This is a genomic window from Lysinibacter sp. HNR, assembly GCF_029760935.1.
Lineage (GTDB): Bacteria > Actinomycetota > Actinomycetes > Actinomycetales > Microbacteriaceae > HNR.
This window is the reverse complement of record NZ_CP121684.1, coordinates 1,489,662-1,512,915: the sequence shown is the minus strand read 5'-3', so window position 1 is coordinate 1,512,915 and position 23,254 is coordinate 1,489,662. Positions and strand designations below refer to the sequence as shown.

24 protein-coding genes are annotated in these 23,254 nt (G+C 55.5%); 11 read left to right on the top strand and 13 right to left on the bottom strand.

The window, feature by feature from the left end:
- Nucleotides 1-5 precede the first annotated feature (5 nt).
- On the top strand, nucleotides 6-656 hold the full coding sequence (serB, locus tag FrondiHNR_RS06815) for a phosphoserine phosphatase SerB (protein WP_279352034.1): 651 nt from the start codon (nucleotides 6-8) through the stop codon (nucleotides 654-656).
- Here serB and fabG read toward each other — a convergent pair.
- Nucleotides 653-1,363 carry a 3-oxoacyl-ACP reductase FabG gene (fabG, locus tag FrondiHNR_RS06810; RefSeq protein ID WP_279352033.1) on the bottom strand — a complete coding sequence of 237 codons (711 nt, stop codon included), beginning with the start codon at nucleotides 1,361-1,363 and terminating at the stop codon, nucleotides 653-655. The two genes, serB and fabG, sit on opposite strands and share 4 nt — an antisense overlap.
- Nucleotides 1,364-1,438: 75 nt before the next feature.
- On the opposite strand from fabG, the gene FrondiHNR_RS06805 reads away from it, so the two are divergent.
- Genes FrondiHNR_RS06805 through FrondiHNR_RS06795 form a run of 3 tightly spaced genes read left to right on the top strand, consistent with a single transcriptional unit; the run spans nucleotide 1,439 to nucleotide 2,910 of the window.
- Nucleotides 1,439-1,789 (top strand): DUF3099 domain-containing protein, encoded by a 351-nt coding sequence (locus FrondiHNR_RS06805; protein ID WP_347567090.1) that lies wholly within the window; start codon nucleotides 1,439-1,441, stop codon nucleotides 1,787-1,789.
- 26 nt (nucleotides 1,790-1,815) lie between these two features.
- Nucleotides 1,816-2,037: a hypothetical protein gene (locus FrondiHNR_RS06800; protein WP_279354493.1), complete on the top strand. Its 222-nt coding sequence runs from the start codon at nucleotides 1,816-1,818 to the stop codon at nucleotides 2,035-2,037.
- A gap of 21 nt (nucleotides 2,038-2,058) precedes the next feature.
- Nucleotides 2,059-2,910 carry an SURF1 family protein gene (locus FrondiHNR_RS06795; RefSeq protein ID WP_347567089.1) on the top strand — a complete coding sequence of 284 codons (852 nt, stop codon included), beginning with the start codon at nucleotides 2,059-2,061 and terminating at the stop codon, nucleotides 2,908-2,910.
- A 6-nt stretch (nucleotides 2,911-2,916) separates the two neighbouring features.
- Here the strand turns inward: FrondiHNR_RS06795 and FrondiHNR_RS06790 are convergent, their stop codons facing one another.
- From FrondiHNR_RS06790 to sufB, 6 genes are all read right to left on the bottom strand, one after another.
- Nucleotides 2,917-4,515 (bottom strand): ABC-F family ATP-binding cassette domain-containing protein, encoded by a 1,599-nt coding sequence (locus FrondiHNR_RS06790; protein WP_279352032.1) that lies wholly within the window; start codon nucleotides 4,513-4,515, stop codon nucleotides 2,917-2,919.
- A gap of 114 nt (nucleotides 4,516-4,629) precedes the next feature.
- Nucleotides 4,630-4,968 carry a metal-sulfur cluster assembly factor gene (locus tag FrondiHNR_RS06785; protein ID WP_279352031.1) on the bottom strand — a complete coding sequence of 113 codons (339 nt, stop codon included), beginning with the start codon at nucleotides 4,966-4,968 and terminating at the stop codon, nucleotides 4,630-4,632.
- A 15-nt stretch (nucleotides 4,969-4,983) separates the two neighbouring features.
- Nucleotides 4,984-5,745, bottom strand: a complete 762-nt coding sequence (gene sufC / locus FrondiHNR_RS06780; RefSeq protein WP_279352030.1) for a Fe-S cluster assembly ATPase SufC — start codon at nucleotides 5,743-5,745, stop codon at nucleotides 4,984-4,986.
- Entirely contained in the window at nucleotides 5,742-6,074 is a 333-nt protein-coding gene (locus FrondiHNR_RS06775) for a non-heme iron oxygenase ferredoxin subunit (protein ID WP_279352029.1), read from the bottom strand. Before FrondiHNR_RS06775 ends, sufC begins: the two co-directional genes overlap by 4 nt.
- Nucleotides 6,075-6,078: 4 nt before the next feature.
- Nucleotides 6,079-7,239, bottom strand: a complete 1,161-nt coding sequence (gene sufD, locus FrondiHNR_RS06770) for a Fe-S cluster assembly protein SufD (protein WP_279354491.1) — start codon at nucleotides 7,237-7,239, stop codon at nucleotides 6,079-6,081.
- A 74-nt stretch (nucleotides 7,240-7,313) separates the two neighbouring features.
- Nucleotides 7,314-8,732 (bottom strand): Fe-S cluster assembly protein SufB, encoded by a 1,419-nt coding sequence (gene sufB / locus FrondiHNR_RS06765; RefSeq protein ID WP_279352028.1) that lies wholly within the window; start codon nucleotides 8,730-8,732, stop codon nucleotides 7,314-7,316.
- Nucleotides 8,733-9,050: 318 nt separating this feature from the next.
- Here sufB and FrondiHNR_RS06760 point away from each other — a divergent pair, with 318 nt between their 5' ends.
- A complete protein-coding gene (locus FrondiHNR_RS06760) occupies nucleotides 9,051-10,022 on the top strand; it encodes a COX15/CtaA family protein (protein ID WP_279352027.1) in 972 nt (323 codons plus the stop codon).
- On the opposite strand, the gene FrondiHNR_RS06755 is transcribed toward FrondiHNR_RS06760, so the two are convergent.
- Nucleotides 9,976-10,887, bottom strand: coding sequence for a heme o synthase (locus FrondiHNR_RS06755; RefSeq protein ID WP_279352026.1), 912 nt, complete (start codon nucleotides 10,885-10,887; stop codon nucleotides 9,976-9,978). The two genes, FrondiHNR_RS06760 and FrondiHNR_RS06755, sit on opposite strands and share 47 nt — an antisense overlap.
- 274 nt (nucleotides 10,888-11,161) lie before the next feature.
- Between FrondiHNR_RS06755 and tkt the strand changes: the two genes are divergently transcribed.
- The 6 genes from tkt to pgl are packed head-to-tail and all read left to right on the top strand — an operon-like array spanning nucleotide 11,162 to nucleotide 19,240.
- The gene (gene tkt, locus FrondiHNR_RS06750; RefSeq protein ID WP_279352025.1) at nucleotides 11,162-13,252 is read left to right on the top strand and encodes a transketolase; all 2,091 of its coding nucleotides are present in this window, start codon (nucleotides 11,162-11,164) and stop codon (nucleotides 13,250-13,252) included.
- A gap of 36 nt (nucleotides 13,253-13,288) precedes the next feature.
- Complete coding sequence (tal, locus tag FrondiHNR_RS06745) at nucleotides 13,289-14,398, top strand: transaldolase (protein WP_279352024.1); 1,110 nt, start codon at nucleotides 13,289-13,291, stop codon at nucleotides 14,396-14,398.
- Nucleotides 14,395-16,002: a glucose-6-phosphate isomerase gene (locus FrondiHNR_RS06740; RefSeq protein ID WP_279352023.1), complete on the top strand. Its 1,608-nt coding sequence runs from the start codon at nucleotides 14,395-14,397 to the stop codon at nucleotides 16,000-16,002. Before tal ends, FrondiHNR_RS06740 begins: the two co-directional genes overlap by 4 nt.
- A gap of 19 nt (nucleotides 16,003-16,021) precedes the next feature.
- Nucleotides 16,022-17,557 (top strand): glucose-6-phosphate dehydrogenase, encoded by a 1,536-nt coding sequence (zwf, locus tag FrondiHNR_RS06735; RefSeq protein WP_279352021.1) that lies wholly within the window; start codon nucleotides 16,022-16,024, stop codon nucleotides 17,555-17,557.
- Complete coding sequence (locus FrondiHNR_RS06730; protein ID WP_279352020.1) at nucleotides 17,554-18,498, top strand: glucose-6-phosphate dehydrogenase assembly protein OpcA; 945 nt, start codon at nucleotides 17,554-17,556, stop codon at nucleotides 18,496-18,498. The genes zwf and FrondiHNR_RS06730 overlap by 4 nt, the downstream gene beginning before the upstream one ends.
- Before the next feature lie 19 nt (nucleotides 18,499-18,517).
- Nucleotides 18,518-19,240, top strand: coding sequence for a 6-phosphogluconolactonase (pgl, locus tag FrondiHNR_RS06725; protein ID WP_279352019.1), 723 nt, complete (start codon nucleotides 18,518-18,520; stop codon nucleotides 19,238-19,240).
- A gap of 107 nt (nucleotides 19,241-19,347) precedes the next feature.
- On the opposite strand, the gene FrondiHNR_RS06720 is transcribed toward pgl, so the two are convergent.
- From FrondiHNR_RS06720 to gap, 5 genes are all read right to left on the bottom strand, one after another.
- Nucleotides 19,348-19,710: an RNA polymerase-binding protein RbpA gene (locus FrondiHNR_RS06720; RefSeq protein ID WP_279352018.1), complete on the bottom strand. Its 363-nt coding sequence runs from the start codon at nucleotides 19,708-19,710 to the stop codon at nucleotides 19,348-19,350.
- Nucleotides 19,710-19,964, bottom strand: coding sequence for a preprotein translocase subunit SecG (gene secG, locus FrondiHNR_RS06715; RefSeq protein WP_279352017.1), 255 nt, complete (start codon nucleotides 19,962-19,964; stop codon nucleotides 19,710-19,712). Before secG ends, FrondiHNR_RS06720 begins: the two co-directional genes overlap by 1 nt.
- Nucleotides 19,965-20,052: 88 nt before the next feature.
- Nucleotides 20,053-20,841 (bottom strand): triose-phosphate isomerase, encoded by a 789-nt coding sequence (gene tpiA / locus FrondiHNR_RS06710; RefSeq protein ID WP_279352016.1) that lies wholly within the window; start codon nucleotides 20,839-20,841, stop codon nucleotides 20,053-20,055.
- Nucleotides 20,835-22,046 (bottom strand): phosphoglycerate kinase, encoded by a 1,212-nt coding sequence (locus tag FrondiHNR_RS06705; RefSeq protein WP_279352015.1) that lies wholly within the window; start codon nucleotides 22,044-22,046, stop codon nucleotides 20,835-20,837. Before FrondiHNR_RS06705 ends, tpiA begins: the two co-directional genes overlap by 7 nt.
- 114 nt (nucleotides 22,047-22,160) lie before the next feature.
- Nucleotides 22,161-23,168 carry a type I glyceraldehyde-3-phosphate dehydrogenase gene (gap, locus tag FrondiHNR_RS06700; RefSeq protein WP_279352013.1) on the bottom strand — a complete coding sequence of 336 codons (1,008 nt, stop codon included), beginning with the start codon at nucleotides 23,166-23,168 and terminating at the stop codon, nucleotides 22,161-22,163.
- Nucleotides 23,169-23,254 lie beyond the last annotated feature (86 nt).

Genomic DNA, 23,254 nt, shown 5'->3' with positions numbered 1-23,254 from the left:
AACCTATGACCGCACCGTTCCTTGTTGTACTTGACGCTGATTCTACCACCATTAGAGACGAGGTGATCGAACTTCTCGCGGAGGAAGCGGGTAGCCTCGAGGAGGTTGCAGATATTACGAATCGGGCGATGCGTGGCGAACTTGATTTTACCCGGAGCCTCACGGAACGGGTTGCCACCCTCAGGGGGTTGCCACAGGACACTTTTCACCGAGTGTATGAGCGCATTCGAATTAGCCGGGGAATGCGGGAACTCGTGAGCTTTATTCATGCCAGTGGAGGGGTTGTTGCTGTTGTGTCGGGGGGATTCCACGAACTCCTCGACCCGCTAGCCGTTGAACTATCTCTTGACGAGTGGCGGGCTAACCGTCTTGAGGTTCAGAACGGTCTTCTCACCGGCAATCTGATCGGCCCGATCATTGATGCGGAGGCAAAGGCGCGGGCACTTCGGGAGTGGGCCCAGAAACACCGGGTCACCCTCTCGCGAACGGTAGCGATTGGTGACGGGGCAAATGATCTTGCCATGATGGCTGTTGCGGGGCTCGCGGTTGCCTACAATGCAAAACCCATCGTGCAGGAGAAAGCAGACGTTGTTATAGAAGCGCTTGACCTAGCCGGGGTTATTCCCCACGTTGAGTGCCTATTGAAGCAAAGTTAGTGTCCCATGCCCAGCCCACCATCAACAGGAATTACCGCACCGGAGATGTAGGCCGCATCGTCGCTGGCCAACCAGCTCACGGCTTTGGCAACCTCGGAGGCCTGACCGTAGCGACCGGCGGGAATCGCTCGGCGGTATTCATCCTGCTGCTCGCTGGGGAGACTCGCCGTCATATCTGTCTCGATGAACCCGGGAGCAACAACGTTGGCTGTGACGCCTCGCGCGCCAAGCTCGCGAGTGAGGGAGCGAGCAAAACCCACCAGCGCCGCCTTCGAGGAAGAATAGTTTACCTGCCCCGCGCCGCCGTAGAGTCCCACAACACTGGAAATAAAAACAACACGGCCAAAACGCTGTTTCAAAAAGGACTTAGAGGCTCTCTTAACCGTACGAAAAGCACCGGTGAGGTTGGTATCAACAACGTCGATAAAATCTTCTTCGGACATGCGCATCAATAGCGTGTCTTTGGTTATTCCCGCGTTGGCAACAACCACCTCTACGGGGCCAAGTTGCTGCTCAACAGCGGTAAAGGCTTGATCAATTGAGTCCGAGTCACTCACATCGGCAGCAACCGTTAAGCTGCCCTCCGGGCCCTTTCCCGAGCGTGCGGTAACCGCAACACGATGCCCCTGAGCAATGAGTTCCTGAGCAATCGCAAAACCGATTCCGCGGTTTCCTCCGGTGACAAGAACAGTACGGGGCGTAGTCATAAAAATCCTTTCGTGTTTATGAGGACAGTCCCCAAGCATAGGGCGTAAACTGGTTATCTCCAACTAATCACATACATGATGAAGCCCCAATATACAGCCACTTCTGTTTCGACAGACCCAGAGACCGATCGAACGCATCGTATGCGAAACTACGTCATCACGATGGGTATACGTTTTGCGTGCCTTCTGGCCATCCCGTTTGTTCAGGGATGGTGGATGGTTATTTGCGCCATCGGAGCCGTTATCCTTCCATATTTTGCGGTTATTATCGCCAATGTAGGAAACCCATCCGCCGCCCAAGCCGAACGCCCCGAGCCCTCAGCGATTTCTCAGGGAACCCATACCGATTCTCGTAAAGAGCCGGGCAGCAACACCCTTATCGTGGTGGATAGTCCTGTGCACAAGTCCCACGACGAGGAAGTATAATAGTGAGTGGCCCCAATCTTCTTGGCATGCTGGGCAGCGAAGAACCCCCTCAGTTTACCTGCTCGCGCGCAGGATGCAGTCAGACCGCCCGGGATAGAATTGAATGGCGTAATCCCAAAATTCATACCGAAGACCGTGTGAAAGTATGGCTTGCGTGTGACGAACACTCCGAGTTTCTCACAGATTTTCTTCGGGCGCGATCCTTTCCGGTACGGGTTGTACCGCTCGGTGATGTCTCAAACACCTAGCACAATGAACGGCAATGACGAATGATTGATGGATGGCGCTTTCTCCTCTCCCGTCGCTGGGCGGGATATCTGGCGCTCACCATTGTTTTTGCTCTTGTGTGTGTGTTGCTGGGTCAGTGGCAATTTGCTCGTCGGGCCGAAGCACGGGCCGAAATCATGCGTATCGACGCAAACTACGACGCCCCGGCGGTTCCCCTTGAAACCATCCTCCCCACTCTGACCTCCTACAGCGATGAGGAAGACAAGTGGAGCACCGTTACTGCAACGGGGACCTATCTGGTCGATCAGCAAACACTTGTGCGTAATCGACCCCTGAGCGGAAACCCCGGCTTCGAGGTGTTGGTCCCTCTCCGACTAGAAGATGGCAACGTTTTTATCGTTAATAGGGGCTGGGTACCCACAGGCTCAGCCCAGGACTCCCCCGATAACGTCCCCGCACCCCCGGAGGGAATCGTTCGTATTGATGCTCGGCTTAAAGCTGGGGAACCCACGCTCCCGAATAGGTCTGCGGGCGACGGTCAAATTGCTACCATCCACCTACCCGATCTGGCGGAACGAGTGGAACTCCCCACGTTTACCGAAGCGTACGGGGTGTTGATATCAGAAAACCCAAGTCCTGAAAGTGCCCCACAAAAGGCGGCAAAACCAGAGCGGGACGAGGGCCCTCACCTGTCTTACGCACTGCAGTGGTATCTTTTTGCCATTATGGGGTTTGTGGGACTTGGTTGGGCTGCCCGACAGGAATTTCGATCAATAAACGCAGACCGCCCAGACGAGAAGAAACGCGCCGAAAAGCGACGCATAAGAGCCGCGCAAAAGCAGACCGACGCGGACGTCGAGGACAAGATTCTGGACGAGGCAAACTTTCGTTAGTTGAAGCTAGGAAAGCTCGATGAGCTCTAGATAATCTTTGTTCCAGTGATCCTCAACCGCGTCGGGCATAATGAGTACCCGTTCCGGATTAAGCGCCTGCACCGCCCCTTCGTCGTGCGAGACGAGCACCACGGCACCACTATAGTGGGCCAGGGCATCGAGAATTTCGCTGCGGCTGGCAGGGTCGAGGTTATTTGTGGGTTCATCAAGCAGCAATACATTAGCGGCGGAAACAACCAGCATAGCCAGGGCCAGTCGTGTTTTTTCACCGCCTGAAAGAACCCCAGCGGGCTTGTAACCGTCATCACCGGTGAACAAAAAGGACCCGAGCACCTTACGAGCGTGTGTTTCGGTGATATCCGGGGAAGCACTCATCATGTTCTGCAGCACACTGCGGGTCACATCAAGGGTTTCGTGTTCCTGTGCGTAATACCCCACGCGCAATCCGTGCCCTGCCTCGATTGTGCCCGTATCGGGCTTGTCCACGCCGGCAAGGAGGCGTAGCAGGGTGGTCTTACCCGCTCCGTTAAGACCTAACACAACGACCTTTGACCCACGATCGATAGCCAAATCAACACCCGCAAAAATCTCGAGTGAGCCGTAGCTCTTCGACAGGTTCTGTGCCATGATCGGAGTTTTGCCACAGGGGGCCGGATCCGGAAAACGAAGCTTAGCCACTTTATCTACGGCTCGGACCTCATCAAGCCCGGCAAGCATCTTTTCGGCGCGGGCAACCATCTGATGAGCTGCAGCCGCTTTTGAAGCCTTAGCCCCAAACTTCGCGGCCTGTAACTGCAGTGCGCTGGCCTTTTTTTCGACGTTGCTGCGCTCTTTTCGGCGACGTTCCTCATCAGCCGCGCGTTGTTTCTGATAGTTTTTCCAGTTCATATTGTAGATATCAATATGTTGACGATTAGCGTCCAGGTAAAAAACTCGGTTAACCGTTTCACCCACCAGCTCAATATCGTGAGTAATCACGATGAGCCCTCCGCGGTAGTTCTTCAGGAACTCCCGTAACCACACCACGGAATCTGCATCCAGGTGGTTGGTGGGCTCATCGAGAATTAACGTCTCCGCGTCAGAAAAAAGAATACGCGCCAATTCGATGCGGCGACGCTGACCACCGGAGAGGGTGCTCAGCGGTTGGTTCAGAATACGATCGGGAAGGTTCAGGTTGCTTGCAATTGATGCGGCCTCGGCCTCAGCAGCGTAACCTCCCAACGCCGTGAATTGATCGGTGAGTCGAGCGTACTTTTTCATTGCCCGATCAGCGATAGCGAGATTTGAATCGCCCATTTGAAGCGAGGCTTTTTCGATTCCCAAGAGCAATTGCCCCAATCCACGCGCATCAAGAATGCGAGTGCGCGCAAGCTGCTCGGGATCACCCGAGCGCGGATCCTGCGGAAGGTAGCCCACCTCGCCCCCACGAGTGATCTTGCCCTCCGAGGGTTGCAGATCTCCCGCAAGGTGCTTTGTTAACGTTGTCTTTCCCGCACCGTTTCGGCCGACTAAGCCAATCTTGTCACCGGGTGCAACTCGAAAACTCACCTCGGACATGAGTCGACGGGCTCCAACGTCAATCGCAACGTTTTCCACGGCAAGCATAGTGGTGCGGTGCTTCCTTTCCGGTGTTGGGCTCGGTAGCGCCCAGGTAAAGTCTTAAGCATGTTTGAGCACCAGCCTCAGTGAGACTGGTGCTCAAACACATAGTTTATAGAGCTAAATTGAGAACCCCAGGGCACGCATCATGTCGCGTCCGTCATCGGTGATTCTTTCCTGCCCCCACGGTGGCATCCACACCCAATTGATGCGGAAAGCGCGAACCAACCCGTCAAGGGCCTCCGCAACATCGTTCTCAATCACATCGGTGAGAGGACAACCGGCGGAGGTGAGTGTCATGCTAATGACAAGGGCCTCATTTTCTTCATCCCAGCCCAGGTCATACACAAGACCGAGGTCAACAATGTTGACCCCCAGCTCAGGATCCGAGACGTCTTTGAGCGCTTCGATAGCCTGCTCGTAAAAGTCTGGGGCGAGAGAAGTTACCGTTGTAGACATGTGCTCTCCTAGATCCTAAACGGAGGGGGTGAGGTAGCGATCGTAGCCTTCTTCTTCAAGGCGGTCTGCGAGTTCGGGACCGCCTTGATCGGCTACCTTACCCTCAACAAAAACGTGAACAAAATCAGGCTTGATATAACGTAGGATACGCGTGTAGTGCGTGATCAGCAAGAGCCCAAGGTTATTCTTTTGGTGAGCGCGGTTAACCCCCTCGGAAACGATCTTGAGCGCATCAACGTCTAGGCCGGAGTCGGTCTCATCAAGAACAGCAAACGTGGGCTTGAGCAGCTCCAGTTGAAGGATCTCGTTGCGCTTTTTCTCGCCCCCCGAAAAGCCCTCGTTAACGTTGCGCTCTCCAAATGCACGATCCATCTTAAGGTTGTCCATGGCCTCACGAACGTCTTTTACCCATCCGCGGATTGCGGGAGCTTCCCCATCGATTGCGGTCTTGGCCGTGCGTAAGAAATTAGTGTTGGTAACACCCGGGATCTCAACCGGGTACTGCATAGCTAAGAAAAGTCCGGCACGGGCACGCTCATCCACGGACATCTCAAGGACATCTTCGCCATCGAGAGTGATCGCCCCCTCGTCAACCGTGTACTTCGGGTGTCCCGCAATGGTGTAGGCCAGGGTTGATTTTCCCGAGCCGTTTGGCCCCATCACGGCGTGAATTTCACCCTGCTTAATGGTGAGGTCAACTCCCCGGAGGATCTGCGCGCTCCCCTGCTCGGTTTCTACGCTAACGTGAAGGTTCTTAATCTCCAGTACTGAGCTCATTCCGTTATCTCTTTCGTTACAGTGGGGTCAATAAAAATGTTGCCGTCTTGAATCGTGACTTCATAAACGGGTACGGGTTCGTAGGCGGGTAGCGTTTTTGGCTGACCCGTTTTGAGGGAAAATGCTGAACCGTGAGCCCAGCACTCAAGAGTGTCTCCCTCGACAAAGCCCTCCGAGAGGCTGATGTCGCCGTGGGTGCAGGTGTCACCGATGGCGTAAACCTCGCCGGCGGAGTCTTTTACCAGGGCGATAGCGACGCCCTCAAGAACAATTCGCCGCGCCTGATTAGTGGTGAGCTCGTCAACCGAGCATACGCGTGTAACAGACACCTAGCTACCGAGCCTCACTAGCCATGATGAGAGATCGGTTAAGAGACTCTTCAATTGCAAGGTTGAGACGTTCTTCGAGTTCTTCGTTACCAATACGCTGCACCACCTCCAGCAAGAAGCCACGCACAACAAGACGACGTGCCTCAGCTTCCGCGATTCCGCGGGACTGGAGATAAAAAAGCTGCTCGTCATCAAAGCGCCCGGTGGCCGAGGCATGACCGGCACCCTCGATATCACCGGTTTGGATCTCGAGGTTGGGAATAGAGTCGGCCCGGGTGCCATCACTCAGAACCAGGTTTCGATTCTGTTCGTAGGAGTCGGTTCCCGTGGCGTTCTGCTGAATGAGAACGTCACCAATCCATACGGTTCGTGCACCCTCACCCTGGAGCGCGCCCTTGTAGGTTACTCGGCTCTTGGTGTGTGGGGCGTTGTGATTGATGTAGACGTGCTGCTCCAGGTGTTGGCCGGCATCACTGAAGTATGCCCCCAGCGCCTCGATATCCCCGCCTTCGGTTTTGAGATGTACGGACGGGTTAACCCGTACCACGTCACCGCCCAGAGAAACAACAATGTGCTTGAGTTTGGCATCGCGACCGATTGCGGCAAAGTGGGTGGCCAGGTGGTGTGCGTCATCTGCCCACTCCTGACTCGTGACAACCGTGAGTTCTGCCTGCTCCCCCACAATGATTTCAACATTTTCGCTGAGCTCTGCGCTTCCAAAGTTTTCAATGATAACCGTGCCCCGGCTCAGGGGGGCCGCGCTAATCACAATGTGTGCGGCGCGAGGAATGCTACCCAGGTCGCGACGTGTAACGTTGATTACCTTGTCTTGCTCGCCCATCACCTCGATGAGGAGAGCCTCCGTAAAGTGTGTCCAGGCGTTAGCCGAACCACGTTCCTCGGGTTTTCCTGCGGTGCCGATGCGGGCATCCGTACGCGGAACCCACGAGAGCGAGATGCCCTCCACACTCTGCGCGCTGTATTCAAAGCGCGATCCCTCAAGATCGGAGTGCAGAAGAGCATCAATACGATCAACGGGAGTGAGCTTCCAGGTAGCCTCGCGCCCCGTGACTCGAGCAAAGTCGGCTACCTCGAATGACGTGTAGCGCTCTGAGCGAACCTGCACGGGGACTACCGTCCATCCACCATCCGAGTGGGCCTTCATTCCGTGCTGTTCACTGCCGGTTGACTCTTTGGCTGTAGCGGATGCTGCCATACTGGGTGTCGTTTGTGTCATGACTAACCGACGGATCCTTCCATGCCCATTTCGATGAGTTTGTTGAGTTCGAGAGCGTACTCCATGGGTAGCTCGCGTGAAATCGGTTCAATAAACCCTCGAACGATCATGGCCATCGCCTCTTCTTCAGAGACTCCGCGGCTCATGAGATAAAACAGCTGTTCCTCGCTCACTCGAGACACCGTGGCCTCGTGCCCAAGAACAACATCGTCAACGCGAATATCGATTGCGGGATAGGTATCTGAGCGTGAAATGGTGTCCACCAGTAGGGCATCGCACACAACAGAGTTGGCCGAGTGGTGCGCGTTGGCGTCCACTCTGACTTCTCCACGGTATCCGGAGCGTCCTCCGCCACGAGCAATCGACTTCGCAAGAATAGAGGATTGCGTGTGGGGAGCCATGTGGATCATCTTGGCTCCGGTGTCCTGATGCTGACCGGGACCCGCGAAGGCCACCGACAGAGTCTCCCCTTTGGCGTGCTCCCCCATGAGGAAGATTGAGGGGTATTTCATGGTTACCTTGGAGCCGATGTTTCCGTCAATCCACTCCATGGTTGCACCCTCTTCTGCAATTGCACGCTTGGTCACCAGGTTGTAAACATTGGTGGACCAGTTCTGGATCGTGGTGTAGCGAACGCGGGCGTTCTTCTTCACGATGATCTCAACAACGGCAGAGTGCAGCGAATCCGACTTATAGATTGGGGCGGTACAACCCTCAATGTAGTGAACGTAACTGTCTTCGTCCGCGATAATCAGGGTTCTCTCAAACTGGCCCATGTTCTCGGTATTAATGCGGAAGTAGGCCTGGAGCGGAATATCTACCTTGACACCCTTTGGTACATAAACAAACGATCCTCCGGACCACACTGCGGTGTTCAGAGCAGCAAACTTGTTGTCGCCCGCGGGAATTACGGTACCAAAATACTCCTCAAAAATCTCGGGGTGCTCGCGCAGAGCGGTATCGGTATCGAGGAAGATAACTCCCTGCTCCTCCAAATCCTCGCGGATCTGGTGGTACACAACCTCGGACTCGTACTGTGCCGCAACCCCGGCAACAAGCCTTTGCCGCTCGGCTTCAGGAATGCCGAGTCGCTCGTAGGTATTTTTAATCTCCTCGGGAAGATCTTCCCAGCTCTGCGCCTGTTTTTCGGTGGAGCGTACAAAGTATTTAATATTGTCGAAGTCGATCTCGGAAAGATCCGCTCCCCAGGCGGGCATGGGTTTGCGTTCAAAAAGCTTCAGGGCTTTAAGTCGTCGCTCCTGCATCCAGGAGGGTTCATTTTTGAGGTTGGAGATGTTTTTAACGACGTTTGAGTTAATGCCGCGTTCAGCAGAAGCACCGGCTTCGTCGTCGTCGTGCCACCCAAACTCATACTGACCCAGGCCCTCAAGCTCGGGTCGATCGATCAGAATTTCCGACATAACCTTTTCTACCTTCTTCCCTTTACTAACCCGTATTAACGAGCCGGGAGTGATTGTCATTCCCGCGCAGCACGCATTCTCTACGATCACACACTATTATTGTCCCCCTTGATACTGTGTGTGTTGTCAGCCTCACGGTTGAGTGTGCAGTATTCTTAGAGAGTGTGGATCGAAAAGACCACTGTCGCGATTTCTTCATGACCAAAGCCACACACTTGTGGCGGACACATAAGATGATACCGATTCTACAGGTTTCTTAAGTGTTTGTTGAGGATCTCAACGCGATTAACAGAATTCCAATGATGATTGAGTTGAGTTGTGTCGAATCAAACCGTCGTACGCCCGAGCAAACCGTCTTCGTTCTGGACACGTCTACCCGATCGTGTGGATAAAAGAGTCAGGGTAATCGCCTGGCTTTCGCTCATCAGCCAGGTGGGTATCGTGGCCACCGGAGGCGCGGTGAGACTCACCGCTTCGGGACTGGGCTGTGCAACCTGGCCGAGGTGTAACGGTGACTCGTGGGTTGCGACCCCCGAGTCTGAGTGGCACGGCATGATTGAGTTCGGCAATCGTCTACTCACATTTGTGCTCACCGCCATTGCAATCGTAGCCTTTCTCTACGTCATTCGCTTTCGTAAGCAACGCCCCGATCTTTTTTGGCTGACATTTTCGTTGGGTATGGGGATACCGGCCCAGGCAGTCATCGGTGGCATTACGGTTCTTACCGGCCTCAACCCCTATATTGTGGGGCTGCACTTCATCCTCTCTGCGGCTCTCGTTGTGCTGGCAACCGTCTTTGTCTATAACGTCTATCACGGTCGAGGACGAGGACTCCTGGTTGATCCGCTTGTGGCGGGCCTCGCCTGGCTTGTGGCTCTCGCCTCTGTGGTCTCCGTGGTGCTCGGTGTCCTCACTACGGGAGCGGGTCCCCACGCGGGGCACGACGGTAAAACGGACGATGCCCCGGTCATGAGAAACGGGTTAGACGCCATCGTGATGCAACACCTTCACAGCTATCCCGGCTACATCATGCTGGGACTTATCGTTCTGCTCCTCATCTTTGTGATCATTGCAAAACGTCGCAGAAGTATTCGCTATACGGTTGGGCTCCTTGCTGTCACCGTTGTTCAGGTTATTGTGGGCGTTGCACAGGCCCGCCTGGGACTACCCGAGCTTTTGGTTGGGATACACATGGTTCTGGCGTGCGTGACCCTCTCCGCTGTTACAGCGGTGCTGCTCACACTTAGAACAACAGAGGGTCAACCCCCACAGCCAGGAATAAAACCGTGAGATAACTTATGGAGCTGTGAAAAACTCTCATAGGCTTGCTGTCTTTACCCCGAATAGCGCGTGAATACATGCGGTGCGTCTCAAAGATAAAGTAGCCGCCGGCAATAAGGGCCACAGCCGTATACAGGGGACCCATGGGAGCAACGGGAATAAGGAGCAGGGAACAGACGACCATCGCCCACGCGTAAAGGATTACCTGTAGACCAACAGTAGCCCGCCCACGGACGACCGACAACATCGGAACCCCCGCGGATTGATAGTCGTTGCGATACTTCATTGATAAAGGCCAATAGTGCGGTGGCGTCCACAAAAAAATAACGGCAAAAAGAATGAGGGGTGTCCAGCTCACGCTATTGGTTACAGCAGCCCACCCGATAAGCACCGGCATGCACCCGGCAATACCACCCCAGACAATGTTTTGTTCCGTACGACGCTTAAGGAACAGCGTATAAAACACGACATAGATGAGCATGGCAACAAGCGAGAAGAACGCGGCCAGCGCATTAGTGAAGAAAAATAGCCACACTATCGATGCGATACCCAAAATCCACGCAAAGAGGAGGGCTTCCCGATCACTAATCTCACCGGTAACGAGGGGGCGATTTTTTGTGCGCTTCATGAGTCTGTCCATATCACGATCGATATAGCAGTTAAAAGCTCCTGCGGAACCTGCGCTTGCGGCCCCGCCAATCAGTGTCGCGACAACAAGCCACAGGTTAGGAAATCCACGTTCGGCCAGCATCATGGTGGGGACGGTGACAACGAGTAGGAGCTCCACCACTCGCGGCTTGGTCAGGGAAAAATACGCTGCCACTTTGCGGCGAAAACCAGGTCTCGTGCTCACTGCGACCGACTGCTCACTCATTGCTTCGCTTACCGTATTCATCTCGCTATCAAGTGTACGCCACCCCGCTATCGCTAGCTATTTATTCACCTGACTTTTATGTTTTCTGGTGACGGTTTTGACGCCCGGATCAGATCGATAAGGACTAGTGTTAAAGAACCTCTTTTGTGCGCTACACCGATAACTTGGGGTCGTTCACGCGGAAGACAAGGACAGCATGAAACACGGACGCGGAATACATTCGAGCTCACGTGGGTTTGATAGTCCTGAGTAAACTATGAAAGGTGAGTTACCAGTGGTAGATCTACAGTGGGATTCAATTGATCAAAAGGCCGTTGACACGGCCCGTGTCCTGGCCGCAGACGCGGTTGAGAAGGTGGGAAATGGGCACCCTGGAACGGCTATTAGCCTGGCACCCGTCGCGTATCTCCTTTTCCAAAAGATCATGCGTAGGGACCCGCACGATCAAGACTGGCTCGGACGTGACCGTTTTATCCTTTCGGTAGGACACTCGTCACTCACCCAGTACGTTCAGCTTTACCTCGGTGGCTATGGGCTTGAGCTTGATGATCTCAAGGCGCTACGCACGTGGGGTTCGCTTACCCCGGGTCACCCGGAGTACGGTCACACCAAGGGTGTTGAAATCACGACAGGCCCCCTCGGGCAGGGATTGGCCTCGGCTGTTGGATTTGCCTATGCCGCTCGCTATGAGCGCGGTCTTTTTGATCCCGACACGCCCGCCGGGGAGAGCCCTTTCGATCACAATATTTATGTGATCGCCGGTGACGGAGATCTTCAAGAGGGAGTAACCAGCGAGGCATCCTCACTGGCCGGTCACCAAGAGCTCGGAAACCTCGTTGTGATCTATGACAGCAACCAGATTTCAATTGAGGACGACACCAACATCGCCTTCACCGAGGACGTTCGCGCACGCTACGAGTCCTACAACTGGCATGTTCAGACCGTTGACTGGAAAAAAACGGGTAACTACGTTGAGGATCTTGCCGAGCTCAACAGTGCGATTGAGGCCGCTCAGGCAGTCAGCGATAAGCCCTCGCTCATCATTCTTAAAACGATCATCGGATGGCCGAGCCCCAGCAAACAGAACACGGGCAAAATCCACGGCTCTGCCCTGGGCGCCGAAGAGCTTAAGCAGCTTAAAGAGGTCCTTGGTTTTGATCCGACTGAGTCTTTTGTCGTGTCCGATGAGGTACTGGAGCGCACCCGAGGAGCGGTCACACGAGGACAGGCGGAACGCGTCGCATGGACGGAACGCTTTAACTCCTGGGCCGCGCAAAACCCGGAACGCAAGCAACTTCTTGACCGCCTTCTGGCCGGTGAAACCCCCGAAGGACTCGAGGCAGCACTACCCAGCTTTGAGGCCGGAACAGAGGTTTCCACGCGTGCGGCAAGCGGAAAAGTCCTGAGCGCGCTGGGGCCGGTCATGCCTGAGCTCTGGGGTGGCTCGGCCGACCTTGCCGAGTCCAACAACACCACCATCGCCGGTGCACAATCCTTTGTGCCCAGCAAGTGGTCCACCTCCGAGTGGAACGGTAACCCCTACGGTCGAGTTCTCCACTTTGGTATCAGGGAACATGCCATGGGGGCGATCCTTAACGGAATTGTCCTGCACGGCCCCACACGGCCCTTTGGCGGAACCTTCCTCATCTTTAGTGACTACATGCGTCCAGCGGTTCGTCTTGCCGCATTGATGAACATTCCCTCGGTCTTTGTGTGGACCCACGACTCCGTGGCTCTTGGTGAAGACGGCCCCACACATCAGCCAGTTGAGCAGCTCTCTACGCTTCGGGCAATTCCTAATCTTGCGGTAGTCCGTCCGGCAGATGCCAACGAGGTATCGTGGGCGTGGCGTGAGATTCTCGCGCGTCGCGGAGGCCCCAGTGGCATAGCCCTCACGCGTCAGAACCTCCCGGTTTTTGAGCGCGGAGATGATGTTGCACACGGTGAGGTGTTTGCTTCGGCAAAACACGTGGCACGTGGTGCCTACGTCCTTGCAGAAGCACCCGGCGGAACCCCCGATGTTATTTTGATCGCTACCGGTTCCGAAGTTCAGCTTGCCGTTGAGGCACGCGAGGTGCTGCGTGGTGAAGGAATTAACGCCCGTGTGGTCTCCGCTCCCAGCCTGGAGTGGTTTGCTGAACAAGATGAGGAATATCGCGAGTCGGTTTTGCCTTCTACTATTACAGCGAGGGTTTCTGTTGAGGCAGGCCTATCGCTTGGATGGCGTGAGGTTGTTGGGGACAGAGGTCGCAGTGTTTCGATCGAGCACTTTGGTGCATCGGCCGACTACAAGACGCTGTTCCACAAGTTTGGTATGACAACAGAAGCGGTTGTTACCGCGGCCAAGGAAAGCTTGTCCGCGTAAGTAGCGGCTGGCATTAATAAAGGAGATTTACAGTTCATGAATACAACACCCACCGCGGCGCTCAGCGCCGCCGGCGTCAGCATCTGGCTTGACGATCTATCACGTAATCGAATTGCTTCGGGAGATCTCACCCGCCTAATAGCGGATCGCAATGTTGTTGGTGTTACCACCAACCCCACTATTTTTGCGGGAGCGCTCAGCAACGGGGAAGCCTACTCGGAGCAGGTAGCGCAGTTGGCCGCTGCGGGAAAAAACGCCTCTTCAGCCGTCTTTGAGATCACAACCGATGATGTTGCAGCAGCCTCGCAAATTTTCTCGCAGGTCTATGAGTCCTCACACGGATACGACGGACGTGTGTCAATCGAGGTAGAACCGGGCCTCGCCCACGATGCCGCAAAGACGATCGAGCAGGCGCAGCAGCTCTGGGACAGGGTGAATCAGCCCAACGCCATGATTAAGATTCCCGCCACAATTGAGGGACTTGAAGCGATTACCGAGGTTATTTCCCGTGGAATCAGCGTAAACGTCACTCTCATCTTTAGCCTGGAACGCTACCGTGCGGTGATCAATGCCTACCTCACAGGACTCGAAAAAGCCCGTGCAAACGGTATCGACCTCGGCACCATTCACTCCGTTGCCTCGTTCTTTGTCTCGCGAGTCGACAGTGAAATCGACAAGCGTCTCGACGCAATCGGCACCGATGAGGCACGTGCGCTCAAGGGCAAGGCGGGAATCGCTAACGCTCAGCTTGCTTACCAGGTGTTTGAAGAAGCCTTTTCGAGCGAGCGGGCCATTGGCCTCATTGCGGCAGGAGCAAACAAGCAACGCCCTCTCTGGGCCTCCACCGGGGTAAAAGACCCCTCACTTCCCGACACTCTCTACGTGACGGGGCTGGTGGCATCCGGTGTTGTGAATACCATGCCAGAAAAGACGCTTGAAGCTACCTTTGACCACGCCACAATTGAGGGAGACACCATCACCCCCTCATACGACGAGGCACAATCGGTTCTCGATCAGGTAGCGGCGGTGGGTGTTTCATATGCCGACGTTGTTGAACTGCTCGAGCGTGAGGGCGTAGAAAAGTTTATTGTCTCGTGGAACGAACTGCTCGAGACGGTTGACGCTGCGCTGAAGGCTGCCCGATGAACGCCCGCGTAGGCCTCGGCTCGGCCATTGCAGCCCGCGTAAAACAGACACTGGACACCCTCGTAAAAGACGAGGTCGCTTCTCGCCTGGTCAACTCCGACTACACCCTCTGGGGCTCGAAGGCAGAGCCAGAGGCTAAAAAACGCCTGGGATGGCTGCAGGCCACCCGGGTATCTGCACCGTTTGTTTCTCAGATCGCTGAGCTCCGAGATGAATATCTTCGACAGGGAATTAACCATTTTGTTCTGGGTGGAATGGGCGGTTCAAGCCTGGCTCCCGAGGTCATCACGGCAACAGCCGGGGTGGATCTCACCGTATTAGACTCGACCGACCCAGACCAGGTTCGGGCCGCGCTGTCTGATCGGCTCTCTTCAACCGTGGTTATTATCTCCTCGAAATCCGGTGGGACCGTTGAGACGGATAGCCAGCGTCGCGTCTATGAGACCGCCTTCCGTGATGCGGGTATCGATCCCATCAACCGCATTATTATTGTGACCGACCCGGAATCCCCACTTCACGAGTCTGCGGCAGCGGCGGGTTATCGAACCTTCTTAGCCGACCCCACGGTGGGAGGACGCTATTCCGCGCTGACTGCGTTTGGACTGGTTCCCTCGGGACTTGCGGGTGCAGACATCGGGGAACTGCTTCAGGACGCGGAGAGCATCATGCCTATTCTCTCTGAGGACAGCCCCACAAACCCCGGTCTGCTTTTGGGCGCGGCTCTAGCGGCTGGTGCTCCGCTCATCGACAAGGTGGGACTCATCTCGGATGGCACACCCATATTAGGCTTTGGCGACTGGATCGAACAGCTTATCGCCGAGTCCACGGGTAAAGAGGGAACGGGTGTCCTTCCGGTAGTGCTGGAGCGCTCCGGTTATGAGGCAAAGCATTCCCTGTCCGACCTGGTACCGGTTCACCTGGTTAAAGAGGTCAACTCTCCCCCTGCTGGAGTGGTTCAAACCGCTGGAAAGCTTGGTGCACAGTTTGTGCTCTGGGAGTTTGCGACCGCAGTGGCGGGACGTATCCTCGGCATTAACCCCTTTGATCAGCCAGACGTGGAGTCCGCAAAGGTTGCCGCTCGAGGCCTACTAGACAGCCGTCCCGAACCAACACAGCCCAGATTTGTTGATCAAGGGGTGGAAGTACGCGGTGCAGACTCTCTGCTCGGTAAGGTAAAAACGCTCGAGGAGGCAATCGCCGCACTGGTCCAAGACCTTGGGGATCAGGGTTATGTTGCGATTCAGGCCTACGTAGATCGAGTGGCTCACCCGGATTTTGCTGAGCTGCGTGACCTACTAGCACAGAAAACGCACCGGCCTACAACCTTTGGCTGGGGTCCCCGTTTTCTACACTCAACCGGGCAGTACCACAAAGGCGGAGCACCCACCGGTGCGTTCCTCCAGCTTCGTACCAAGCACACGTCAGACCTGACGATTGTCGGACGACCCTTCACCTTTGGTGAACTCATTACGGCCCAGGCTGACGGGGATGCTACCGTGCTTGAGGAGCACGGTAGACCCGTTCTTATTCTGACTCTTCTTGATCCGGATAAGGGTCTTACCGCCATCGCGCGGGCGATTGACTCGCTCAAGCCCGTAGCGTAACCAGAAGGACATAGGCACAGTGACAACTACCTCTCCACCCCACAATCCACTACGAGCCCCAGACGACAGTAGGCTCAATCGAATAGCCGGCCCCAGCGCACTCATTTTTTTTGGTGTGACGGGTGACCTGGCTCGAAAAAAGCTCCTACCGGCTGTTTACGATCTAGCTAATCGTGGTTTGCTTCCGCCAGGATTTGGTCTGGTGGGTTTTGCCAGGCGTGACTGGCAAAACGAGGACTTTGAACGGGTTGTTGAAGAAGCGGTTCGGCAGTATGCACGCACCCCGTTTAACGAGGACGTGTGGAATCAGCTTCGACAAGGCATCCGTTTTGTCCGGGGAGAGTTTGATGATGCGGAGGCGTTTGAGCGTCTCCGCATCACACTGGAGGCCTTGGACGCTGAGCGTGGCACCATGGGGAACCACGCCTTCTATCTCTCCATCCCACCCCGTTCGTTCCCCGAGGTCACTCAGCGTCTTCGTGACTCAGGCCTCGCAAAACCAACCAACGGAAGTTGGAGCCGGGTTGTCATCGAGAAGCCTTTTGGCAGTGATCTGGCAACAGCCCGTGAGCTCAATAGTGTTGTAGAATCGGTGTTCCCCAACGACGCAATTTTCCGTATTGATCACTATCTGGGCAAAGAGACCGTCCAGAATATCCTGGCTTTGCGTTTTGCAAACCTGATGTATGAACCTATATGGAACGCAGAGTTTGTTGATCACGTGCAGATCACCATGGCCGAGGATATCGGCGTGGGCGGACGTGCCGGTTACTACGACGGCATTGGTGCTGCACGAGATGTTATTCAAAACCACCTCCTGCAGCTACTGGCGCTCACCGCGATGGAAAAGCCACAGAGCTTTAACGCAACCGATCTGCGTCATGCAAAAGAACAGGTTCTGGCGCGGGTGCGCCTTCCCGAGGATCTCTCCCGCGCCACAGCGCGTGGACAGTACACCGGTGGCTGGCAGGGAGGCGAGCAGGTTGTTGGTTTCCTTGACGAGGAGGGTATGAACCCCCAGTCAACAACCGAAACTTACGCCGCGATGAAACTAGACATCGACACCCCGCGCTGGAAGGGTGTCCCCTTCTACCTGCGCGCGGGAAAGCGCCTGGGACGGCGCGTCACCGAAATTGCCATTGTTTTTAAACGCCCTGAAGATTCTCTTTTTGCGCCAACGCAGAGTTCCCACGTGGGTCATAATGCCCTAGTGATTCGGGTTCAACCCGATGAGGGTGTAACCATTCGTTTTGGTTCCAAAGTTCCCGGCCCCACCATGCGGGTACGTGATGTGACAATGGACTTTGGTTACGGCCACGCGTTTACCGAGGCCAGCCCCGAGGCATATGAGCGGCTTATCCTGGACGTTCTCCTAGGCGACCCTCCTCTATTCCCCCGTCACGAAGAGGTAGAACTCTCGTGGAAAATCCTTGACCCCATCGAGGAGCACTGGAAAAACAACGGTGCCCCCGAAGCATATCGCCCCGGAACATGGGGCCCGGCATCCGCCGATGAACTCTTAGCCCGAGATGGAAGGACGTGGCGCCGACCATGATTGTCGATCTACCCACTACCACCGTCAGTAACGTTTCAAAAGCGCTTGTTCGCATCCGAGAAGACGGTGGAGCGGTTGCCCTCGGGCGTGTGCTCACCCTCGTGATCTCAACATCACCGGAGCGTCTCGAAGAGGCTGTTGAGGCTGCAAATGATGCGTCCCGCGAACACCCCATGCGAGTGGTCGTGGTTTCGAGCGATCAGAGCGCGCGGGACATCGTTGAGGCCAGACTTGACGCCCAAATTCGTGTTGGCGGAGATGCCGGAGCCAGCGAAGTAATTATTCTTCGCGCCTTTGGCGCGGCTGCAAGTGACTCGGAAAGCCTGGTAACGGGTCTCCTCCTACCCGACGCTCCCGTTGTGGTCTGGTGGGCGGGCATCTGGCCCGGCCACGCCGCACACAGTACGCTTGGGCGTATCGCGCAGCGCCGAATTACGGATGCGACAACCCACCCCGACCCGCAACAGGCTCTTCGCGAACTTGCCGCCAACTACACTCCGGGAGACACGGATCTGGCCTGGTCGCGCATTACCCTGTGGCGGGCACAGTTGGCCACTGTTCTCGACCAGCCACCGTATGAGAAAGTAACGGACGTAGAGGTGAGTGGCTCCGTGGAGTCTCCTTCCACCACTCTGCTGGCTGCCTGGCTGACGCAGCAGCTCGACGTTCGAGTAACACACACCCTGCACCCTCGCAAGCAGGGGGGATGGGGCATTGATCGTGTTCAATTGCAGAGGGAATCCGGTACTACGGAGCTCAGACGCACACACGATGCTCTGGCGCAGCTCAGCATCCCAAATCAGCCTCTCCACGATCTGGCGCTCACCCGCCGCTCGCTCAGGGATTGCCTGGCTGAAGAACTGCGTCATCTGGATCCGGACGAGCTCTACGGACGAGTTATCACGCACGGAGTCGCCATGCTCCTGGGCGATGACGCTTAAAACTAGCGAAAGGCTTCTTGTGACTAAACGTGACGTTGTTATCAGTGCGGACGCTGCCTCCGCCGCGCAGAGAATCGCCGCAGACTTTATCGGTTTAATTGCTAATCTTCAATCCGAGGGCAAGACACCACGGGTGATCCTCACGGGTGGCTCCCTCGGTATTGAGCTTCTTCGAGTAACAGCGCAGCACGCGCTTGCGCAAGATGCAGACTGGGAAAACGTGCTTCTCTACTGGGGGGATGAGCGTTGGCTGCCCTCGGGACATGATGAGCGAAATGACGAGCAGGCTCTCAGGGCTTTTTTGCAACCCCTGAATATTCCTCGGGAAAACATCTTTCCGGCTCCAGTAGATGACGGTACACGATCACTCGACGAGGCTGCCGCCGAGTACTCCGCCACAATAGATTCTGCCCAGGCGAAGGGATTTGACCTGCTCTTTCTCGGGGTTGGCCCCGACGGACACATTGCCTCCCTCTTTCCGCACCGGGATGACCTCACCAACACGGACTCCGCCGTTATTCCAGTGCGTAACTCCCCCAAGCCGCCACCAGAGCGTCTCTCGCTGAGCTATCCGGTTCTGAACTCGGCAGATCGTGTGTGGCTTCTGTGCACGGGTGCTGCAAAACAGGAAGCTTATGAGCGCATTATGTCCGACACGTCAGTTGCCACTACTCCGGCCGCTGGCGTGCAGGGACGTATACAAACTCGCATTTATGCGGACGCGGAGTCAGCTTCAGAATAGTCTGTCGAAACACTGAACCACTATATGCGTGTGGCCCCCAACCGGTTAGTTGGGGGCCACACGCATATTATTTTTCGTGGGTGTAGAAAACCACCCCCACGCTTTGTTTAAGCTTTGAGGGTTCCTCGGCGGATGCGTAGCTGACGAAGGGCGTCCTCAAGGAGCTCCTCTGCCTCCGCCTCTGTACGACGTTCCTTGACATAGGCAAGGTGCGTCTTGTAGGGCTCTAGCTTTGCAACCTGAGGGGGGTTGTCTTTTTCACGCCCGGCAGGAAGCCCCGAGGAGGGGCAATCGATGCTCTCTGGAATCTCTTCTTCGGGAACATTCGCAGCGAAGTAACGTACCGTTTCATTCCCCAGGGCATCCCAGTAGGAAACCGCAACACGTTCGGCTTGGAAACCGTGATCCTGCTCTCCCATGGGTCCGGAACCCACGCGTGAACCGCGAATAGCGCTACCACCCGTTGCCATTACAATCCTCCCACATCGAACTTGGTGATCAACCCGAGCACCACGATAACCGCGAACCACACGAGTCCGAGAATAATCGTAATTCGGTTGAGGTTGCGTTCGGCAACCCCTGACGACCCCAGGCTTGAGGTCATGCCGCCACCAAACATATCGGACAAACCACCGCCACGTCCCTTGTGTAGAAGAATGAGCAGCGTCAGTAGCAAACTCGTTATACCGAGAATGATCTGGAGGATGACCTGAAGGATTTCCACCGAAAAGTGCCTTTCACAATTGGAGAGCGCGTCACTAATGACGCTTTAAACCTCACACTAGTATACGTTATGAGCAGGGGTATCGTCGCTAAACGCCAACATGTTTTTTGAACTGGACGATACGCACAAACTCTTCAAGCTGCAGGCTTGCACCACCCACCAGCGCACCGTCGATATTTGTTTCTCGCATAAAGCTAGCAATATTGTCCGACTTTACGGAGCCACCATAAAGAATCCGTGTTGCGGCGGCAGCATCATCACCCAAACCCTCGGCGATCACCTCCCGGAGAACACCGCACACTTCTTCTGCCTGTTCCGGGGTTGCTGCCTGGCCCGATCCGATCGCCCACACCGGCTCATAGGCAACAACAATCTCGGCCTCGGGTGTCAGGGACGTAAGGATTTCCCGCAATTGTCCAGCGGGTACCGCGCTGGGTCCGTGCTCAGCAAGATCCTCGGCGGTTTCTCCCACACAGATCACCGGAACAATATTATTTTTGACTGCGGCTGCAGCCTTGGCTCCGATCTCAGCATCGGTCTCTCCGTGATATTGACGACGCTCAGAGTGCCCCACAATCGCATAGTGAGAACCAAGACTTGAAAGAAACGCGCCCGATACCTCCCCCGTGTAGGCTCCAGACTCGTGCTGAGAAAGATCCTGAGCACCGAATCGCAACTCTAGTTTGTCACCAGAAATCAGGGTTTGAACGGAGCGAAGATCAGTGAAAGGGGGAAAGACCGCCACCTCAACCTGCTCAAAATCGTGTGCAACATCGGTTAAGCTCCACGAAAGCTTTTGCACAAATGCGATCGCCTGGAGATGATCCAGATTCATTTTCCAATTGCCCGCGATAAGGGGTGTACGCTGGGTTACCATCCTAAAACCTCCAATCCCGGGAGCTCTTTGCCCTCGAGAAACTCAAGACTGGCACCTCCACCAGTCGAAATATGTCCAAATTGATCATCTCGATAACCGAGCTGGCGCACAGCGGCGGCGGAGTCTCCCCCACCGACAACTCCGAGACCACGTACCTCGGTGAGAGCCTCAGCCACTGCTCTGGTACCCTCTGCAAAGGCTTCAAACTCGAAGACGCCCATCGGCCCGTTCCAGAAGACGGTATCGGAGGCCCGAATTGCGGAGGCGTATGTTTCTGACGTCTCGGGGCCGATGTCGAGCCCTATTCCTGCACTGCCAAACTCGGTTTGGGCGATAGAGTCGGCGGCAGCTACCACGTGCCGAGCGTCCGCGGCAAATCCGTCGGCAACCACGACATCCGTGGGAAGTAGGATGGTAACCCCGAGCCTTTTGGCCTGTTCCAGATAGCCGCGAACGGTATCGTACTGATCCTTTTCAAGCAGGCTTGCCGCAACGTCGTGTCCCTGAGCCGCAAGAAAAGTGAAAAGCATTCCGCCCCCAATGAGCAGTGTATCCACGCGGGGAAGGAGGTGTCCGATAACGCCAAGCTTGTCTGACACTTTAGAACCACCCAGCACAACCGTGTAGGGGCGCTGCGGAGCCTCCGTGAGGCGTTCTAGGACTGCGAGCTCGTTCACGATAAGGTCACCGGCAGCGCTCGGCAAAGCTTGTGCCAACTCATAAACGCTAGCCTGCTTACGGTGCACCACTCCGAAGCCGTCAGAGATAAAGGCATCACCCAATTGAGCAAGTTCTGCGGCAAAGGCAGCTCGCACAGGCTGTTCTTGCGATGTCTCGGCGGCATTAAACCGAAGGTTTTCTAGCACTGCAACAGAGCCGTTAGTGAGGGAATTCACCACCGCGTGAGCCGAGGGGCCCACCGTATCACCTGCAAAAGTAACGGCGTTGCCCAGCAATTCGCCAAGTCGTTCAGCAACCGGAGCAAGAGAAAATTCTGAATTCGGTTTTCCACCCGGGCGGCCCAGATGACTGATGACGATCACGCGAGCACCCTCACTGACCAAGGACTGTATGGTAGGAAGTGATGCCCTAATGCGACCATCGTCTGTAATGACGTTATCGACTAGGGGAACGTTGAGGTCACAGCGAACAATAACTCGCTTGCCCTCGAGTGAGCCCAATGACTCACGGGCACGAATCGGCATCTGGTTTCTTTCGGTTAAATTTTATGACGTAAAAACGCGGGGATAAAAAGCGGTGGGGCAGAATATCCGGGTGTTTCCCCTGTATATTCCACCCCGCACACAAGCTCTCGAAGGTTAAAGCTTGCTTGCAACAAGTTCCGCGAGATCAACCAAGCGGTTGGAGTATCCCCACTCATTGTCATACCACGAAACCAGCTTCACCTGGTTTCCGATGACCCTGGTCAGGCCTGAATCGTAGATTGAGGAGTGCGGATCTGTAACGATATCGCTTGATACCAAGGGCTCATCGGTGTACTTCAGGATACCCTTGAGGGGCCCCTCTGCTGCCGCCTTGAACACGGCGTTCACCTCTTCAACCGTTAGGTCGGTGCGCTCCGTTTCAACGGTTAGGTCCGTGACCGAGCCGGTGGGAACCGGTACACGAAGTGCATATCCATCTAGCTTTCCTGCAAGCTCGGGCATGACGCGGCCAATGGCTTCGGCGGCACCTGTGCTGGTAGGAACGATGTTAATGGCTGCTGCACGGGCACGACGCAGATCACCGTGGGGTCCATCCTGCAGGTTCTGATCCGCGGTGTAGGCGTGAACCGTGGTCATGAGGCCCTTGTTGATACCAAAGGCCTCGTGGAAGACCTTAGTCATGGGTGCAAGACAGTTTGTGGTACATGACGCGTTTGAGATGATGTTATGCACAGCCGGATCATAGTCCTGCTCATTTACACCCAGGACAAAGGTTGCGTCGTCCCCACTTGCGGGGGCTGAGATTATTACCTTCTTTGCACCGGCTTCAAGGTGCTTGCGGGCCAGTTCGGCTTTGGTAAAGAATCCGGTTGACTCGATAACGATGTCGATACCCAACTCTTTCCAAGGAAGATTTGAGGGGTCTCTCTGATCAAAAACTTTGATGCTTTTACCGTTGACGATAATCTGGTCACCGTCAAGATGCACATCTGCGTCAAGGCGGCCCGTAATGGAGTCGTACTTGAGAAGGTGCGCAAGCGCAACGTTATCGGTTAGATCGTTTACCGCAACGATCTCAAGGCCGCTCCCCTGTGCGAGGGCTGCACGAAGAAAGTTACGCCCAATACGGCCGAAGCCATTAATGGCTACTTTTGCGGACACATTTGCTCCTGTTATGTTGGCATCTGAATGGAAGATGCGCGATCTTTTGAAAATCGTGGGGTGTGGGTGTCACCGGGTGGAGACTC

Coding starts and splice junctions, on each gene's coding strand:
- FrondiHNR_RS06740 (WP_279352023.1), top strand. CDS start 14,395: ATGAACGCCCGCGTAGGCCTCGGCTCGGCCATTGCAGCCCGCGTAAAA.
- fabG (WP_279352033.1), bottom strand. CDS start 1,363: ATGACTACGCCCCGTACTGTTCTTGTCACCGGAGGAAACCGCGGAATC.
- sufB (WP_279352028.1), bottom strand. CDS start 8,732: ATGTCGGAAATTCTGATCGATCGACCCGAGCTTGAGGGCCTGGGTCAG.
- tal (WP_279352024.1), top strand. CDS start 13,289: ATGAATACAACACCCACCGCGGCGCTCAGCGCCGCCGGCGTCAGCATC.
- FrondiHNR_RS06790 (WP_279352032.1), bottom strand. CDS start 4,515: ATGCTTGCCGTGGAAAACGTTGCGATTGACGTTGGAGCCCGTCGACTC.
- FrondiHNR_RS06805 (WP_347567090.1), top strand. CDS start 1,439: ATGATGAAGCCCCAATATACAGCCACTTCTGTTTCGACAGACCCAGAG.
- FrondiHNR_RS06800 (WP_279354493.1), top strand. CDS start 1,816: ATGCTGGGCAGCGAAGAACCCCCTCAGTTTACCTGCTCGCGCGCAGGA.
- tpiA (WP_279352016.1), bottom strand. CDS start 20,841: ATGGTAACCCAGCGTACACCCCTTATCGCGGGCAATTGGAAAATGAAT.
- serB (WP_279352034.1), top strand. CDS start 6: ATGACCGCACCGTTCCTTGTTGTACTTGACGCTGATTCTACCACCATT.
- FrondiHNR_RS06720 (WP_279352018.1), bottom strand. CDS start 19,710: ATGGCAACGGGTGGTAGCGCTATTCGCGGTTCACGCGTGGGTTCCGGA.
- FrondiHNR_RS06730 (WP_279352020.1), top strand. CDS start 17,554: ATGATTGTCGATCTACCCACTACCACCGTCAGTAACGTTTCAAAAGCG.
- FrondiHNR_RS06795 (WP_347567089.1), top strand. CDS start 2,059: ATGATTGATGGATGGCGCTTTCTCCTCTCCCGTCGCTGGGCGGGATAT.
- sufD (WP_279354491.1), bottom strand. CDS start 7,239: ATGAAGGCCCACTCGGATGGTGGATGGACGGTAGTCCCCGTGCAGGTT.
- FrondiHNR_RS06785 (WP_279352031.1), bottom strand. CDS start 4,968: ATGTCTACAACGGTAACTTCTCTCGCCCCAGACTTTTACGAGCAGGCT.
- FrondiHNR_RS06755 (WP_279352026.1), bottom strand. CDS start 10,887: ATGAGTGAGCAGTCGGTCGCAGTGAGCACGAGACCTGGTTTTCGCCGC.
- FrondiHNR_RS06705 (WP_279352015.1), bottom strand. CDS start 22,046: ATGCCGATTCGTGCCCGTGAGTCATTGGGCTCACTCGAGGGCAAGCGA.
- sufC (WP_279352030.1), bottom strand. CDS start 5,745: ATGAGCTCAGTACTGGAGATTAAGAACCTTCACGTTAGCGTAGAAACC.